Source organism: Dietzia sp. KRD202, from assembly GCF_017168155.1.
In the GTDB taxonomy this organism is placed as follows: Bacteria; Actinomycetota; Actinomycetes; order Mycobacteriales; family Mycobacteriaceae; genus Dietzia; species Dietzia kunjamensis.
Genome location: NZ_JABFAN010000005.1, coordinates 127,735 through 143,674, shown reverse-complemented (window position 1 = coordinate 143,674; position 15,940 = coordinate 127,735). Strand labels below are relative to the sequence as shown.

The 15,940-nt window shown below is 70.2% G+C and carries 15 protein-coding genes; 10 read left to right on the top strand and 5 right to left on the bottom strand.

Annotated elements, in window-relative coordinates:
- The first annotated feature begins 1 nt into the window (after position 1).
- The 7 genes from J1M64_RS01455 (at position 2) to J1M64_RS01425 (ending at position 6,711) form a co-directional block, all read left to right on the top strand.
- Positions 2-1,222 (top strand): RIP metalloprotease, encoded by a 1,221-nt coding sequence (locus tag J1M64_RS01455; protein ID WP_256385622.1) that lies wholly within the window; start codon positions 2-4, stop codon positions 1,220-1,222.
- A 135-nt stretch (positions 1,223-1,357) separates the two neighbouring features.
- Positions 1,358-2,506 (top strand): flavodoxin-dependent (E)-4-hydroxy-3-methylbut-2-enyl-diphosphate synthase, encoded by a 1,149-nt coding sequence (ispG, locus tag J1M64_RS01450; RefSeq protein WP_082923994.1) that lies wholly within the window; start codon positions 1,358-1,360, stop codon positions 2,504-2,506.
- A gap of 3 nt (positions 2,507-2,509) precedes the next feature.
- Positions 2,510-3,364 carry a GNAT family N-acetyltransferase gene (locus J1M64_RS01445; protein ID WP_206472286.1) on the top strand — a complete coding sequence of 285 codons (855 nt, stop codon included), beginning with the start codon at positions 2,510-2,512 and terminating at the stop codon, positions 3,362-3,364.
- A 184-nt stretch (positions 3,365-3,548) separates the two neighbouring features.
- Positions 3,549-4,019, top strand: a complete 471-nt coding sequence (locus J1M64_RS01440) for a hypothetical protein (RefSeq protein WP_227022026.1) — start codon at positions 3,549-3,551, stop codon at positions 4,017-4,019.
- On the top strand, positions 4,019-4,204 hold the full coding sequence (locus J1M64_RS01435) for a hypothetical protein (RefSeq protein WP_132061122.1): 186 nt from the start codon (positions 4,019-4,021) through the stop codon (positions 4,202-4,204). The genes J1M64_RS01440 and J1M64_RS01435 overlap by 1 nt, the downstream gene beginning before the upstream one ends.
- A 46-nt stretch (positions 4,205-4,250) precedes the next feature.
- The gene (map, locus tag J1M64_RS01430; RefSeq protein ID WP_132061124.1) at positions 4,251-5,126 is read left to right on the top strand and encodes a type I methionyl aminopeptidase; all 876 of its coding nucleotides are present in this window, start codon (positions 4,251-4,253) and stop codon (positions 5,124-5,126) included.
- 106 nt (positions 5,127-5,232) lie between these two features.
- A complete protein-coding gene (locus J1M64_RS01425) occupies positions 5,233-6,711 on the top strand; it encodes an NAD(P)/FAD-dependent oxidoreductase (RefSeq protein WP_206472285.1) in 1,479 nt (492 codons plus the stop codon).
- Positions 6,712-6,812: 101 nt separating this feature from the next.
- Here J1M64_RS01425 and mtr read toward each other — a convergent pair whose 3' ends face one another.
- The 3 genes from mtr to J1M64_RS01415 are packed head-to-tail and all read right to left on the bottom strand — an operon-like array spanning position 6,813 to position 9,267.
- Positions 6,813-8,213: a mycothione reductase gene (gene mtr / locus J1M64_RS01420; RefSeq protein ID WP_206472284.1), complete on the bottom strand. Its 1,401-nt coding sequence runs from the start codon at positions 8,211-8,213 to the stop codon at positions 6,813-6,815.
- A 5-nt stretch (positions 8,214-8,218) separates the two neighbouring features.
- Entirely contained in the window at positions 8,219-8,416 is a 198-nt protein-coding gene (locus J1M64_RS19640; RefSeq protein WP_241260935.1) for a hypothetical protein, read from the bottom strand.
- Positions 8,401-9,267: an alpha/beta hydrolase gene (locus J1M64_RS01415; protein ID WP_307872339.1), complete on the bottom strand. Its 867-nt coding sequence runs from the start codon at positions 9,265-9,267 to the stop codon at positions 8,401-8,403. Before J1M64_RS01415 ends, J1M64_RS19640 begins: the two co-directional genes overlap by 16 nt.
- A gap of 133 nt (positions 9,268-9,400) precedes the next feature.
- On the opposite strand from J1M64_RS01415, the gene mqo reads away from it, so the two are divergent.
- On the top strand, positions 9,401-10,897 hold the full coding sequence (mqo, locus tag J1M64_RS01410) for a malate dehydrogenase (quinone) (protein WP_082923978.1): 1,497 nt from the start codon (positions 9,401-9,403) through the stop codon (positions 10,895-10,897).
- A gap of 135 nt (positions 10,898-11,032) precedes the next feature.
- Positions 11,033-12,271: a uroporphyrinogen-III C-methyltransferase gene (gene cobA / locus J1M64_RS01405; protein ID WP_206472283.1), complete on the top strand. Its 1,239-nt coding sequence runs from the start codon at positions 11,033-11,035 to the stop codon at positions 12,269-12,271.
- Positions 12,272-12,304: 33 nt separating this feature from the next.
- On the opposite strand, the gene J1M64_RS01400 is transcribed toward cobA, so the two are convergent.
- On the bottom strand, positions 12,305-13,357 hold the full coding sequence (locus J1M64_RS01400) for a hypothetical protein (RefSeq protein ID WP_206472282.1): 1,053 nt from the start codon (positions 13,355-13,357) through the stop codon (positions 12,305-12,307).
- On the bottom strand, positions 13,354-14,103 hold the full coding sequence (locus J1M64_RS01395; protein ID WP_119192731.1) for a YaaA family protein: 750 nt from the start codon (positions 14,101-14,103) through the stop codon (positions 13,354-13,356). The genes J1M64_RS01400 and J1M64_RS01395 overlap by 4 nt, the downstream gene beginning before the upstream one ends.
- Before the next feature lie 81 nt (positions 14,104-14,184).
- Between J1M64_RS01395 and J1M64_RS01390 the strand changes: the two genes are divergently transcribed.
- Complete coding sequence (locus tag J1M64_RS01390) at positions 14,185-15,939, top strand: proline--tRNA ligase (RefSeq protein WP_206472280.1); 1,755 nt, start codon at positions 14,185-14,187, stop codon at positions 15,937-15,939.
- Position 15,940: the final 1 nt, after the last annotated feature.

Sequence of the window (15,940 nt, the reverse complement as noted above, 5' to 3'; positions counted from 1 at the left end):
CGTGTTGGTGTTCGGGATCGTGCTGTTCGCCCTGGGGATCATGGTGTCCATCGTGCTGCACGAGTACGGCCACATGCGGGTCGCGCTGTGGTCGGGGATGCGGGTCCGTCGGTTCTTCGTCGGGTTCGGCCCCACTCTGTGGTCCGTCCGGCGTGGTGGGATCGAGTACGGGCTCAAGGCGATCCCGCTCGGCGGGTTCTGTGACATCGCGGGGATGACCGCGTACGACCAGCTGTCCCCGGAGGATGAGCCGAGGGCGATGTGGCGCCAGGCGTGGTGGAAGCGCGTCGCGGTGTTGTTGGCCGGGCCCTTCATGAACGTCGTCCTGGCGATCGCGTTGTTCTACACGGTCGCCCTCGGCTGGGGCCTGGTGAACCGGGACGTCCAGCCGATCCCCACCGACCGCGTCGCGGCCGTCGTGGGGGACACCTGCGCGGGGGCGGACCGGTGCGGGGTCGGAGTGGGCCCGGCCGGCGAGGCGGGGATCCTGCCGGGCGACCGGATCACGTCGGTCGACGGGGTGCCGGTGGTCAGTTGGGACGACCTGTCCACCGTGGTCTCGGCGCGGCCCGGTGAGACCGTGCCGGTGGCGGTGGAACGCGGCGGGGAGACGATCACGACGACGACGACGTTGACGTCAACGGGCGTGGACGGCGAGCAGCGGGGTGCGCTCGGGGTCCGACTCTCGGAGGACGGGATCCCCCGGGAGATCCTCGATGATCCGGCCTATCAGACCGTCAACACCTACGACGCCCTCAGCGCGGTGCCCGCGACCTTCGTCTTCACCGGGGAGATGGTCGAGGCGACCGTCGATGGGCTGATCTCGTTCCCGGCCAAGATCCCGGCGGTGGCCGCGTCGATCTTCGGGGGCGAGCGGGCGGACGACTCCCCGGTGTCCGTGGTGGGGGCCAGCTACATCGGCGGGCAGGCGGTCGAGCAGGGCCTGTGGAGCCTGTTCCTCCTGTTCCTGGCCGGCCTCAACCTGTTCCTGGGGGCGTTCAACCTCGTGCCCCTGACCCCGTTCGACGGCGGCCACATCGCGGTGGTGTTCTACGAGAAGATCCGGGACGCCGTCCGCCGGCTTCGCGGCCTCGCGCCGGGCGGCCCGGCGGACTACGAGAAGCTGGCGCCACTGACGATGGGGGTGTTCGTACTCCTCATCGGCGTCTCCGCGATCGTGATCACCGCCGACTTCGTCAACCCGATCCTGCTGCCCGGCTGAGCCGGGCGCACACCCACCTCGCACCCGCGCCCGGTTACCCGGATAATGGGACGCGGGACCTGCCCGCACCCGGCTGGCAGCCCCTACGGAAGGCCTGAAGTGAACGACTCCTCCTCGATCCCAGTGGGACTGGGCATGCCCGACGGCCCGCCGCCGGTCCTCGCGCCCCGGCGCACGACCCGGCAGCTGTTCGTGGGCCAGGTGGGCGTGGGCAGTGATCATCCGGTCTCGGTCCAGTCCATGACCACCACCAAGACCCACGACGTCAACTCCACCCTCCAGCAGATCGCCGAGCTCACGGCGTCCGGGTGTGACATCGTCCGCGTGGCGTGTCCCCGGCAGGAGGACGCCGACGCGCTGGAGACCATCGCACGCAAGTCCCCGATCCCCGTGATCGCGGACATTCACTTCCAACCCAAGTACATCTTCGCGGCGATCGATGCCGGGTGTGCCGCGGTGCGCGTCAACCCGGGCAACATCAAGGAGTTCGACGGACGCGTCAAGGAGGTCGCCAAGGCCGCCGGTGACGCGGGCATCCCCATCCGCATCGGTGTCAACGCCGGGTCGCTGGACCCGCGCCTGTTGGCCAAGTACGGCAAGGCGACCCCGGAAGCGCTCGTCGAGTCGGCGATGTGGGAGGCCTCGTTGTTCGAGGAACACGGCTTCGGCGACATCAAGATCTCGGTCAAGCACAACGACCCGGTGATCATGGTCGAGGCCTACCGCCGGCTCGCCGCGCAGACCGATTACCCGTTGCACCTCGGCGTGACCGAGGCCGGGCCCGCGTTCCAGGGCACGATCAAGTCGGCCGTGGCGTTCGGTGCACTGCTCTCCGAGGGGATCGGCGACACCATCCGGGTCTCCCTCTCCGCCCCGCCGGTGGAGGAGATCAAGGTCGGCACGCAGATCCTGCAGTCGCTCAACCTGCGTCCGCGCAAGCTCGAGATCGTCTCGTGCCCGTCGTGTGGGCGCGCCCAGGTGGACGTGTACAAGCTCGCCGACGAGGTCACGGCCGGACTGGAGGGGATGAGCGTCCCCTTGCGGGTGGCCGTCATGGGCTGTGTCGTCAACGGGCCCGGCGAGGCCCGCGAGGCCGATCTGGGTGTCGCGTCCGGAAACGGCAAGGGCCAGATCTTCGTCAAGGGCGAGGTCATCAAGACCGTGCCGGAGGCGATGATCGTGGAGACCCTCATCGAGGAGGCCATGCGGATCGCCGAGGAGATGGGCGAGCCCGTGGGAGACGCCGCCGAGGGCCAGGGGCCCCAGGTCAAGGTCACGCGATAGACCGTGACCGACACGGCTGCCCCGGAGGCCGGGCTCGGCGGGTGCCGGGCGGTCGGTCGGGGAGAGTCGCGGGCGCTTCTCGCCGTGCTCGCCGCCGACCCGTTGGTCTCCGCGCCGGCGGCGGAGAAGTTCGCCTCGTCGGGTGTGGCCGCCGGCGCGGACGGACGGTTCCTCACCCTGGGTGGGCCCGAGCGGTCGCTCGTGTTCGTCGGTAGTTCGGTGTTGCCGCTCCGGGGGGACGCCGCTGATCAGCGCGCTCTCGGTGACGCGGTGGCCCGACTGGGACTCGGGCCTATGTCGGTGCACGGTCGGCGCGACCTGGTCGCCGGCATGTGGCCGGCGCTGCGTGGACGTTGGGGCGAGGCCCGGGAGTACCGGGCGCACCAGTTCCTCATGGCGCTCGAGGGCCCGCTCGATCCGGCGCTCGTCCTGGACGGGATCCGGCCCGCGACCGTGGAGGAGTTCGAACCGGTGCTCGCCGCCGCCGCGGCGATGTACCGCGAGGAACTGCGCGCCGACCCGTTCGCCGTGGGCTCCGGGATACCGTTTCGTCGCCGCGTGGCGCGGTCCCTCGCGCGGGGGAGGACCTGGGTGGGGATCGACGACGGCGAGGTGGTCTTCAAGGCCGATGTCGCCGCGATCTCCCCGGAGGTCGCCCAGATCCAGGGCGTATGGGTCCACCGCGACCGGCGGGACGCCGGGCTGGGGTCCGGCGGTACCGCCGCGGTGTGCGCCGCCCTCCGCTCACGGGGGCTCCGACCTTCCCTGGTGGTGAACGGGTCGAACGGCGCGGCCCGCGCCGCTTATCGGCGGGTGGGCATGGTCGACTCCGTCGAGTACGCGACGGTCCTGCTGTGAGTCGGCTCGCAGCGCCACCCCGGGCGGGGTGGCGTCGGCCCGCCGACTGCGGGATCGGCGGCGCCTGTGGAAAAGTGGAGCACAGTCAGACCGCGGACCCCGGAAGGTGCAAACCGATGACAGACAGTGCGGCAGTGCGCGCCGTGGGTGGCGCCCTCCGGGGGAGGGCCGTGTGAGTACCCCGATGACAGCACCTGTCACCCCGGCACCCGCGAGCATGACGGCACCCGCGGCCGTGTCGGCGCTTGCGGCCGTATCGGCGCCGGGCGCGGCGACCAGCCCGGATTTCCGATCGCAGCGGTCGGCCGACCGCGCCATGCGGCGTCTGCTCGGCGTCCGGGGCGTCGACCGCGAGGCCGGCTCCGGCGCCCACCGGGCGTTCCGGATCTCGGTGATGGTCTCGGCCGTGCGGTGCCTCATCACCTACCTCGCGATCCCGATTCTCGTGCCGCTGCTCAGCCTGTCCGGCTGGGTCGCGGCGCCCGTCGGTCTCGCGTTGTGTGTGGTCGCCGTGGTGAACGGTGTGGTCAGCGTCCGCCGGTTCTGGGCGTCCGACCACGCCAAGCGCTGGATGTACACCGGCTTCATGGCGGTCGTGTTCGCGATCCTCGCCGTGGCGATGGTCTCCGAGTTCCACCGTCTGGGGGTGATCTGATGAATCCGCGACAGGACTCCGACCCCGGTGTGGACACCGCGGCTGACGAGACCGACCCGGTGATGCCCGACGATTCCGGCCCGCCCGAGAACCGCGAACCCGGCCAGTCGTCCGCGGACGTGATCACGATGTGCCTGTTCGGGGCGATGGTGCTCATCGCCTCCGTGTGCTTCGTCATCTGGTGACCGGACCGGGGCGACCGGTCGCCCCGGTCGGGCCTATCCTGGGGGCATGACCACCTCCACCCGTCAGCCTCTCGTCCCAGGCGAACCCACCCCGATCCGGACCGTTCCCGAGTCGATCCCCCGGCCGGAGTACGTCTGGCGCGACAGCGTCGACGAGGCCAACGGGGAGGCGTGGGTTCAGCCGGCTGAGGTCATCGACGTGATGCGCGTGGCCTCCAGGCTGGCCGCGGACGCTCTCGTGCTCGCCGGCGAGGCGGTCGCGCCCGGCGTGACGACCGACGAGATCGACCGGGTCGTACACGAGTTCCTGTGCGACAACGGGGCGTACCCGTCGACCCTGGGGTACAAGTCGTTCCCCAAGTCGAGCTGTGTCTCGCTCAACGAGGTGATCTGCCACGGTATCCCCGACACCACGGTGATCCGTGACGGGGACATCGTCAACGTCGACGTCACGGCGTTCATCCACGGCGTCCACGGTGACACCAACGCGACGTTCCTGGCAGGGGACGTCAGCGAGGAGGTCAGGCTCCTGGTCGAGCGCACGGAAGAGGCGATGAACCGGGGGATCAAAGCCATCCGACCCGGTCGCGAGGTCAACGTCATCGGGCGGGTCATCGAATCCTATGCCCGGCGTTTCGACTACACGGTCGTGCGGGAGTTCACCGGCCACGGTGTCGGCCCGACCTTCCACAACGGTCTGGTCGTGCTGCACTACGACGAGCCGTCCCGGACCGAGGTCCTCGAGCCGGGCATGACGTTGACAGTCGAACCGATGATCTCCCTCGGCGGGCCGGGCTTCGACGTCTGGGACGACGACTGGACCGTCACCACCGCGGACAAGGCGTGGACCGCCCAGTTCGAGCACACCGTCGTCGTCACCGAGGACGGGTACGAGATCCTCACCCTGCCGTCCGGTTCCTGAGCGCGTCCGGTGTCCCGCGGGCGCACCCGGCCGGCCGGGAAGAGTGTGTGGACGATCGTCCTGATGTGCCCCTCGGTCGTGGACAATCCGGGGCATACTGTCCACCATGATCAATACCCCTCGTGGACCCGTGGAGCAGATCGACCTGGTGGTGGTGGGCGCCGGCTTCGGCGGCATCGCCATGGCCGACCGTCTGTTGGGGGAGGGGCGTGGCCGGGACTTCCTCGTCCTGGAGGCCGCGGACTCGGTGGGGGGCACCTGGCGCGACAACACCTACCCGGGGTGCGCCTGCGACGTCCCCACCGCCCTGTACTCGCTGTCCCGACACGCCCACCCCGGTTGGTCCCACTCGTTCGGGAGGCAACCGGAGATCCGGGCCTATCTCGAGTCCGTGACGGACCGCATCGGTCTCCGTGACCGACTCGTCACCTCCTGCGAGGTGACCGCGGCGGTGTGGGACACCGAGTCGGCGCACTGGGTCGTCGACACGAGCCGCGGGCGGATCCGGGCGCGCGATCTCGTGGTGGCCTCGGGGGCGCTGTCCGCCCCCTCGATCCCCCGGCTACCCGGTCTGGAGTCGTTCGAGGGCCAGGTGTTCCACTCCGCGAGGTGGCGCCACGACATCGCGCTCGAGGGCCGGAGGGTCGCCGTCGTCGGGACGGGGGCCTCCGCGGTCCAGTTCGTCCCCGAGATCGCCGGGCCCGCCGAGCACGTCACGGTCTTCCAGCGGACCCCGGGCTGGATCCTGCCCAGGCTGGACCGATCGATCTCCGGACGCCGTCAGCGGCTCTACCGACGCTTCCCGTTGGTACAGCGGCTGGTCCGGGGGCGGATCTATCTGGGTCGTGAGCTCTACGTCGTGGTGTTCACGCGGGCGCAGTTCCTGCTGCGGTTCTTCGAGTGGTTCGCACGGTTCTACCTCTTCCTCAAGGTGCGGGACCGCGGGATGCGCCGCGCGCTCACCCCCCATTTCTCGATCGGGTGCAAACGGGTGTTGCTCACCAGCAACTGGCTCCCCGCCCTCAGCCGGTCCGATGTGACCCTGGTGTCCGGCGCGGCGTCGGCTGTCACCCCGCGCGGGCTCGTGGCCGACGACGGCACGGAGCATCCGGCGGACGTCATCATCTTCGGTACGGGCTTCCAGCCGACCGAGCCGCCCATCTCTCGCGTGATCACCGGCGCGGACGGGCGCACCCTCGCCGAGCACTGGGATGGCAGTCCGCGAGCGCACAACGGCATCACCGTTGCGGGGTTCCCCAACCTGTTCCTGCTGTACGGCCCCAACACCAACCTGGGGCACTCGTCGATCGTGTACATGCTCGAGTCCCAGGCGGATCACGTTCTGCGGTTGCTCGACCTCGCCGGGCGGGAGGCCCGACGCACCATCGAGGTCCGTCCGGAGGTGGAGGAGTCCTACGCCGCCCGGATGGACCGCGAACTGGCGCACACGGTGTGGAACCAGGGGGGCTGCTCGAGCTGGTACATCGACTCGCGGGGACGTAATTCCCTGCAGTGGCCGACGTTCACCTTCCGGTATCGGGAGCAGGTCCGCACCGTCGATCCGGACGAGTTCGTCCTCGCCTGAGGCCGGCGGGGAGCGGGTGTCACGCGACTCGCGGCCCCGCCCCCGATCGTCGGCCCACCGACGTCGCCCCCGGTCGTCTGCCTTCCGGCATCGTCCGGTAGCTAGAAGCCGCGGTCCGGGAAGTCCAGACCCAGCAATGCGTTCTCGACGACCTCGGCCATCGCCGGGTGGATCCAGTACTGCTTGCGCGCGAGGTCCGGCACCGTGATCTCGAACTCCATGGCCTGGATGAGGATCTGCACGAGAGACGGGGCGTGGGCGCCCATGAGGTGGGCGCCCAGGAGCAACCCGGTGGCGCGGTCGGCGATGAGCTTGCAGCACCCGACCGAGTCCTCCATCGCCCATCCGTACGCCACGTCGCCGTAGTCCTGGGTCTTCACGGTCACGTCGTACCCGGCCGCGCGGGCCTCTGCTTCCGTCAGCCCGACCGACGCGATCTGTGGCCAGCTGAACACCGCGTACGGCACGTGACTGTGGTGGAACGGCTGCAGGTTCTCCGGGTGGTTGAGGTTGTGGCCCAACACCCGCTGCTCGTGGTTGGCCACGTGCTTGAGCTGGAACGGCGAGCTCACGTCGCCCAGCGCCCAGACGCCCTCCGCCGTGGTGCGGCCGAACTCGTCCACGCGGACCCGCTCGCCGTCCATCTCCACCCCCGCCGCGTCCAGACCGAGCAGGTCCCCGTTCGGGGTCCGACCCGTGGCGACCAGCAGCGCGTCGCCTGCACAGGTCGACCCGTCCTCGAACGTGATCTCCACGCCCCGGCGGTCGTCACCGGTCGCGTTCATCGAGGTGACGTGCTGGCCGAGGCGGACGTCCCACCGTCCCCGGGCGGCGTCCGTGAACCGCTCGGCGAGTTCGCGGTCGAGGTGCTTGAGCAGTACGTCCGACCGGCCGATCACGGTGACCTCGACGCCCAGCGCGGAGAACACGTGCGCGAACTCGCAGGCGGTGAATCCTGAGCCCTGGATGACCATGGATTTCGGCAACTCGGGGATCCGCATGACGTCGTCGCTGGTGTGGTAGGCGACGCCGGCCCCGGTGACGATCTCGGGGATCGACGGCCGTGCCCCCGCGGCGATCACGACGGAGTCCGCGGTGATGATCTCGCCGGTCCCCGTGTCGATGGTGCGGGGGCCGACGAAGGTCGCGTGTCCGTCGAACACCGTGACGTTGTCGCAACGGTTGCGCCGGTAGTCCTCCCCGCTCGACGCGATCGGGTCGATCCGCCGGTCGAAGACCCGCGAGACGATGTCCGGCCACCGGACCCCGTCCAGCGTCGAATCGACACCGTAGGCGGACGAGTGCCGGATCGAGGTGGCCGTGTCGGCGGCGTAGACGAACATCTTGGTGGGGATGCAGCCGACGTTGAGGCAGGTGCCACCGAACGTCCCCTTCTCGCAGATCGCCACGGACTTGTCGGCGAACGATTCGTCGATCAGCGAGTTGCCGCTGCCCGTGCCGATGACGACCAGGTCGAAGTGGCGGGAGGGGGTCTGGGTCATGGGGTTCAGGACTCCTTGGTGTGTGAGGACAGGGTCTGGTCCAGCCAGCGCCCGAGATGGTCGAAGACCACCTCGAGGACGTCGGCGCGGGAGAGGAAGACGTCGTGCCGGGCACCCGGTACGGGGACGTCGGTGACGTCACGGGAGACACGGTCGGCGAAGCGCTCCATCGACCGGACGTCCAGGATCAGATCGGTGTCCACGTCGAGCACGGCGCCCCGTGGGCGGGCCCCGACCGACGACGCCGTCGAGCGGAGCAACAGGACCGGGAGCGGTAGGTCGACCCCGGACTGTAGCCGCTTCTGGGCGCGCCGGACCGCGGCCAGCCACCCCGCCCGTACACCCCCCGTACACCCACCCCGCCGGGGGGCTTGAGCGTGGTGTCGAAGTGGTAGTCACCGTCGTGGTCGACGTGCGTGCTGATCACATACCGGTCCGAGGTGGGTAGCGGCAGTCGGTAGAAGGGCCGGAGGGATCCGAGCGTGCGGATGACGGGGTCCAGCACGGGGCGGGCGCGCTCCGGGACGTCGAGCTGGAACCACGGGGAGTTCAGCACCACCCCCACGGCGGGGGCGAGCGCGCCCCTGTCGCGACGCCTGCCCAGCCACAACGGCACCACCAGCCCCCCGGTCGAGTGGGCGGCCACGAGGACCGGCGTTCCCGGGTGCTCGGAGACGATCACGTCGAGAGCCTGATCCAGCTCGTCGTCGTACCTCTCCAGGTCGGTGGTGAAGTGCGGTGTCAGACCTTCCCTCCGGGACCGGCCACATTTGCGCAGGTCGATCCCGTAGGTCGCGAACCCGCTCGACGCGAGGAACTCGGCGAGATGGGTGTGGAAGAAGTAGTCCGACAGGCCGTGGACGACCAGGACGACGCCGGTGGGCTCGGTCGGTGCGTCCTCGTGGCGGACGAGGGTCGCGGAGATCTCACCCTCACCGTCGGGATCGGCACCGAGAGGCAGGTCGCGCCGTGTGTACGACGGCCCCAGCAGATCCGGGGCCCACTGCGGGTCGGATCCGTCGGGGGCGCCGGGATCTGGAGAGGGCGTCGACACGACGACCACCCTAGTCCGGTGTGTCCCACGCCCGGCGCGGTGAGTAGTCTGACAACCCTGTGGGCGCGGGCCTGTCGGGACGACCCGCGTCGACGAGAGATTCGGGTCCACGACCAATGAGCGAGGGTAGCCGGTGACTTCAGACCAGGTGGCAAAGCACGGAACGACGGATGTGGCGCTCATCGGCGCGGGCACCATGAGCGCGACTCTGGGTGCCCTGCTGCGGCGGCTCCAACCGGACTGGGACATCCAGGTGTTCGAACGGCTCGAGGGGCCCGCACTGGAATCCTCCGACGCCTGGAACAACGCCGGCACCGGGCACTCCGCCCTCTGCGAGCTCAACTATTCGCCCAAGACCGCCGACGGCGACGTCGACATCACCAAGGCCGTCAGCGTCAACGAGAAGTTCCAGGTCTCCCGGCAGTTCTGGTCGTACGCGGTCGAGAACACCATCCTCGGCGACCCCACCGAGTGGATCCGCCCGGTCCCGCACATGAGTTTCGTGGCGGGCAAGGACGGTCAGGACTACCTCCGGAAGCGTTACGACAAGCTCGCCGGGCACCCGCTCTTCCCGGGAATGGGTCACACCACCGACTTCTCCGAGCTGGAGCGGCTCGTTCCGCTCATGGCCCGCGGTCGCTCGCCCGAGCAGCCCTTCGCCCTGAGCCACTTCTCGAACGGCACCGACGTCAACTTCGGTGCGCTCACCCGGCAGCTCATCAAGTACCTCACCCGCACGGGCACCGAGGTGCACTACCAGAACCAGGTCAAGGACCTCGAGCGCAACAGTGACGGCAGCTGGCGGCTGACCGTGGCCAACCGGCACACCGGTGACGAGCGCACCGTCGACGCCAAGTTCGTGTTCGTCGGCGCGGGTGGCGGTGCCCTGCACCTGCTCCAGAAGTCCGGCATCCCCGAGATCAAGGGCATCGGTGGCTTCCCCGTGGGCGGCCAGTGGCTGCGCTGCACCAACCCCGAACTCATCGAGCAGCACCAGGCGAAGGTCTACAGCCAGGCCTCCGTGGGCGCGCCGCCCATGTCGGTGCCGCACCTGGACACCCGCGTCATCGACGGCAAGAAGGGTCTGCTGTTCGGGCCGTTCGCCGGGTGGACCCCCAAGTTCCTCAAGATGGGCAGTTTCCTCGACCTGCCGTCGAGCATCCGGGCCGGGAACCTGCTGCCCATGGCCAATATCGGCCTCACCGAGATGAGCCTGGTCAAGTACCTCATCACCGAACTCGCGAAGAACCACGGTGCGCGGGTCGACGCACTGCGCGACTTCGTGCCCTCGGCGCAGGACGGGGAGTGGGAGAAGGTCATCGCCGGCCAGCGTGTCCAGGTGATCAAGCCCAGCGGCCGGGGCGGAACCCTCGAGTTCGGCACCGCCGTGGTCAACGCGGCGGACGGGTCCATCGCGGGTCTGCTCGGAGCCTCACCGGGCGCCTCCACCGCGGTGGACGCCATGGTCGACGTGCTCAAGCGCTGCTTCCCGAGCCGGTTCGCGGACTGGACCCCGGCCCTCGAGGAGATGATCCCCTCGCTCGGCCGGGACCTGGCCGAGGAGCCGACCCTGTTCACCGAGCAGTTCGAGCGCTCGACCCGCACCCTGAAGCTCGACCAGAAGGCCTGACGGAACGGCGCTGATCCGCCCCCACGCACCATTCCTCATCCCCCGGTCGCCCGACGTGGTGGCCGGGGGGTGAGTCGTGTCACGGGCCGCAGGCCGGGGCCTGGGGTGGAGCCGTGGGCGGATAGGATCAGCAGCATGATCCGGCCTGTGAACCCGTACCCCGTCGGTCTGGACCTCGAAGGCCGTCGTGTCGTGGTGATCGGCGGAGGGTCCGTGGCGCAACGACGCATCCCCGTGCTGCTCGAGGCGGGTGCGGTCGTGCACCTCGTGAGCCCCGACGTCACGCCCACGCTCCAGGGCCTCGTGGACGCCGGGCGCATCTGGTGGGAGCCACGAGAGTACGAATCAGGCGATCTCGAGGGTGCGTGGTACGTGGTCGCCGCGACGAGGAACTCTCTGGTCAACGCCCGGGTCGCGGCCGAGGCCGAGCAGAACCGCACCTTCTGCGTCCGGGCTGACGCCGTGACGTCGGGTTCCGCGGTGACCCCGGCGGTGGTCCGCAGGGGCGAGATGCTCGTCGCAGTTCTCACCGGCGACCGCGCGCGTACCGCCGAGGCCCGGGACGTGGTCGCGCGGGCCCTCAGCGACGCGGGGGCGGAGGCACCCGAGGTCGACGAGGCGCTCCGCGGCACGGTCGCGTTGGTCGGAGGCGGGCCGGGGGCCGACGACCTCATGACGGTGCGTGGACGTCGACTGCTCGCCCGCGCCGACGTGGTCGTGGCCGACCGTCTCGCCCCCCAGCGCCCACTGGCCGAGCTGCGGGCGGACGTCGAGATCGTCGATGCGGCCAAGATCCCCTACGGGCGGGCCATGGCGCAGGACGCGATCAACGAGGTGCTGGTGGACCGGGCACGCGCCGGCAAGTTCGTGGTACGCCTCAAGGGCGGGGACCCGTTCCTCTACGGGCGTGGCTACGAGGAGGCGCAGGCGTGCGCGGAGGCGGGAGTGCCGTGCACGGTCGTGCCGGGCGTCTCCAGCGCCCTCGCGGTCCCGGCCCTCGCGGGAATTCCCGTGACCAACCGCGGGATGACGCACGAACTGACGGTCGTGTCCGGGCACCTCCCGCCCGGACACCCTGGCTCCCTCATCGACTGGGACGCCCTCGCACGTATGCGCGGGACGCTGGTGGTGCTGATGGGGGTCAAGAACTCCCCGGCGATCGCCGAGTCGCTCATGGCGGGGGGTCGCTCGTCGGACACCCCGGCCGCGGTGATCGTCGACGGCAGTCTCGACGGGCAGTCGACCCATCGCTGCACCCTCGGCACCCTCACCGAGACCCTGGCGACCCACGAGGTCAGGCCTCCGGCCATCGTCGTGGTGGGCGACGTGGCAGCCCTACCGCAGGCGCTGTCCACGGACCTGCGGCACCGCTGACGCGGTCCGGCGCCGGGCGTGGTGCGCGCCCCGTCAGGAACCGACGCGGCGCCGCCCGGTCAGGAAGACGTCCGAGAAGGTGGCCGGATCCTGACCGCGTAGGTGCGAGGTGTGGTCCTGCATGACCAGCCGCGCCGAACAGACGCTGCGGATCGCCACCAGCTCGACTTCCACGCCGGGGAGTTCCTCCGCCAGGCGGCGCGCGATCGCCAGTCCCTCGCGGTACCAGTCGACCGGATCGACGCCGTCGGTCCAGACGGGCACGCCGTAGCCGTAGCCGAGAAGGCCGAGGGCGACGCCGCTGTCGTCGACGCTGCTCCCGTAGTCCGCGAATCCGCGCCGCCAGTCGTCATTCCATCGCAGGATCCGGCTCTCCAGGTCAGCGGTCAGTCCGAGGCTGCGAGGCGTGGCGAAGTCCATGAACCCGTCCCGGAGGCGGGGAGGCTGGTAGTAGGGGAGCCGTCCCGCCCACAGCCCCCACGTCACGCCGTACTCGGGCATGAGCCGGATCGTCGGCGTGCGGTCGGGGTCGGGTCCGTTGCCCGGCGCCCGCCAGCCCTCGGTGCGCACGTACTCGCCTCGCAGGGGGTGGACGTAGTCCAGTTGATCGGCGGCCAGATCACACACGACATACCGCTCCGCGGTGCAGAACACCGCCGTTCCGGTCAGGCTCACCTCAAGCCGGTCGGCGAGCTCGTGGCCGCGGTCGAGCCAGGCCAACTCGTCGAAGCCCTCGCGCCACACTGGTTGGTCGACGGGGCGGTCGCCGAGATGGACGAAGTTCTCTTTCCATTCGTCGATCCACGCCTCGATGTCGTCCCGCAGGTCGCCGGGGAGGTCGAGGTCGGCGGCCACGCCCTGGTCGTGGCGCCGATGTCCGGGCGGGAAAGCGGAGGGCGATCCGAAGAGGTGCGCCTCGTAGTACTGGACCGGCGACAGGCACAGACGGGGCAACGAGGCGAGCCCAGGTTCCTCCTGCAGCCGCCACGCCGCGCGGGAACCGTGCGAGGGAAGGACCCGCGGCGTGGCGGGGACGGAGTCGGCGTCGGCGTCGGCGTCGGCGTCGGGATCGGGACTCGAACTCACGGCTCCGTGACCATGGTGAGAACGGTTTCCGAGGTGCGCTCGAGGGTGTGCCCGGCCCGACGGGCCACCCGGAGGAGGGAGGCGACGTCACCCATCTCGGCCCGGGACGTGGCGAGCGTACGGGCGAGGAGACCCTTGTGATGCTTGGAGAAGTGCGAGACCACCTTGCGCGTGCCGTCGGGGTAGTCGGTGACGACGTCGACGGTGATCGCCCCCGGGACCGGCCCCAGCTGGTGGTAGCCGCCGGAGCGCAGGTCCACCACGAGGTCGTCGCCCCACCCGGCGGTGGCGGCGGTGAGGGCCGGCTTCCAGGTCGAACGCAGGGTGCCCAGTCCGGGCAACTGCGTCCCGGCGGAGAGGCGGTAGTGCGGAATGGGGTCGGTAGCACCGAGCAGGCCGAACAGGGCCGAGCCGATCCACAGCCGCGACTCCGCTCGTGACCGGGTGGCCGCGGTGAACGAGGCGGGGTCCAGGGCGTCGAAGAGGACGCCGGTGTAGCGGCTCAGCGCCGACGCGGTGGGGGAGGTCCACAGGTCGGCGTTCAGTGTCACCTCGTCGCCGAGCTTCTCACTCAGCCCGAGCGCGTCGCGAGCTGCCGCCGCCTCCCCCGAGCACAGCGAGACGAGGGAGTCGGCGACGGCGCGGCGGGTTCCTTCGAACTCGGGGAGCGAGAGCGCGGCCAGGTCGAGCGGCTCCCCGGACCCGCCGACGGATTTGGTCTCGGAAGGGGACAGGAGGATTCGCACCCGGCTCAGGGTACCGAGGCCACCGGCAGCCCCGACGGCGGGCGGCGGGTCCGCGAGCAGGGGCGGCTAGGCTGGTGCATCGTGATCACGCGTCTGTCCCACCTTTTCCTGCGCACGCTCCGCGATGACCCGGCCGATGCCGAGGTCCTCAGCCACAAACTGCTGGTCCGCGCCGGGTACGTCCGCCGCGTCGCTCCCGGCGTGTACTCCTGGCTGCCGCTGGGTCTGCGCACCCTCCGCAGGGTCGAGCAGGTGGTGCGCGAGGAGATGAACGCCTTCGGCGCGCAGGAGATCACCCTGCCCGCACTCCTCCCGCGGGAACCGTACGAGACCACCGGACGGTGGACCGAGTACGGCCCGGCGTTGTTCCGGCTGAAGGACCGCAAGGGCAACGACATGATGCTCGGCCCGACCCACGAGGAGCTCTTCACGCTCACCGTGCAGGGCGAGTACTCTTCGTACAAGGACCTGCCCGTCACGCTGTACCAGATCCAGACCAAGTACCGCGACGAGGAGCGACCCCGTGCCGGGATCCTGCGCGGTCGCGAGTTCGTCATGAAGGACTCGTACTCGTTCGACGTCGACGATGCCGGACTCGAACGCTCCTACCGGGCCCACCGGGAGGCGTACCGACGCATCTTCGACCGTCTCGGGATCGAGTACGTCATCTGTGCCGCCACCTCCGGTGCGATGGGTGGTTCCGCCTCCGAGGAGTTCCTCGCGGTCTCCGCGGCGGGCGAGGACACGTTCGTCCGCTCCACCGACGGAAGCTACGCGGCCAATGTCGAGGCCGTCGTCACCCCCGCACCCCCCGCTCTCCCGATCGAGGGTTCGCCGCGCGCGGTCGTGCACGACACCCCGGACGCGCCGACCATCGACACGCTCGTCGCCTGGGCGAACTCCGCCGACCTGGGCCGGGAGGTGACCGCCGCGGACACCCTCAAGAACGTGTTGCTCAAGGTGCGTCGGCCCGGTCAGGACTGGGAGTTGCTGGCCGTGGGCCTACCGGGTGACCGTGAGGTCGACATGAAGCGGGTCGAGGCCGCGCTCGAGCCGGCGGAGGTCGAGATCCTCGACGAGGCCGATTTCAAGGCCAACCCGTTCCTCGTCAAGGGGTACATCGGCCCGCGCGCGCTGCAGGAGAACGAGGTCCGCTACCTGGTCGACCCGCGGGTGGTCGACGGCACGGCGTGGATCACCGGAGCCGACGAGCCCGGCAAGCACGTGGTGGACCTGGTGTGCGGCCGTGACTTCACCCCGGACGGCACCATCGAGGTCGCCGAGGTGAGGGAGGGCGACCCGGCACCGGACGGGCACGGCACCCTGACCCTGGCGCGCGGGATCGAGATCGGCCACATCTTCCAGCTGGGCCGGAAGTACACCGACGCCTTCGGGTTCGACGTGCTGGGCGAGAACGGCAAGCCCGCGAGGGTGACCATGGGGTCGTACGGCATCGGGGTATCGCGTCTCGTGGCGGTACTCGCGGAGCAGTTCGCCGACGACAAGGGTCTGGTCTGGCCCGCCGAGGCCGCGCCCGCGGACGTCCACGTGGTGATCGCCAACAAGGACGATGCCGCGATCTCGGGAGCCGCGACGCTGGTGGAGGCGTTCGACCGCGCCCGACTCGAGGTCCTCTTCGACGACCGGAAGGCCTCGCCCGGAGTGAAGTTCAAGGACGCCGAGCTGATCGGTGTGCCGTGGGTGGTCGTGGTGGGTCGCGGCTGGTCCGAGGGCACCGTCGAGCTGCGCGAGCGCGCCACCGGCGAGGTCACCCAGGTCCCGGTGGACGGTGCCGCGGAGGAGATCGTCCGGTTGATCGGCGCCGGACGCCCCTGAG

Coding starts and splice junctions, on each gene's coding strand:
- ispG (WP_082923994.1), top strand. CDS start 1,358: ATGCCCGACGGCCCGCCGCCGGTCCTCGCGCCCCGGCGCACGACCCGG.
- J1M64_RS01440 (WP_227022026.1), top strand. CDS start 3,549: ATGACAGCACCTGTCACCCCGGCACCCGCGAGCATGACGGCACCCGCG.
- J1M64_RS01435 (WP_132061122.1), top strand. CDS start 4,019: ATGAATCCGCGACAGGACTCCGACCCCGGTGTGGACACCGCGGCTGAC.
- map (WP_132061124.1), top strand. CDS start 4,251: ATGACCACCTCCACCCGTCAGCCTCTCGTCCCAGGCGAACCCACCCCG.
- J1M64_RS01425 (WP_206472285.1), top strand. CDS start 5,233: ATGATCAATACCCCTCGTGGACCCGTGGAGCAGATCGACCTGGTGGTG.
- mtr (WP_206472284.1), bottom strand. CDS start 8,213: ATGACCCAGACCCCCTCCCGCCACTTCGACCTGGTCGTCATCGGCACG.
- cobA (WP_206472283.1), top strand. CDS start 11,033: ATGATCCGGCCTGTGAACCCGTACCCCGTCGGTCTGGACCTCGAAGGC.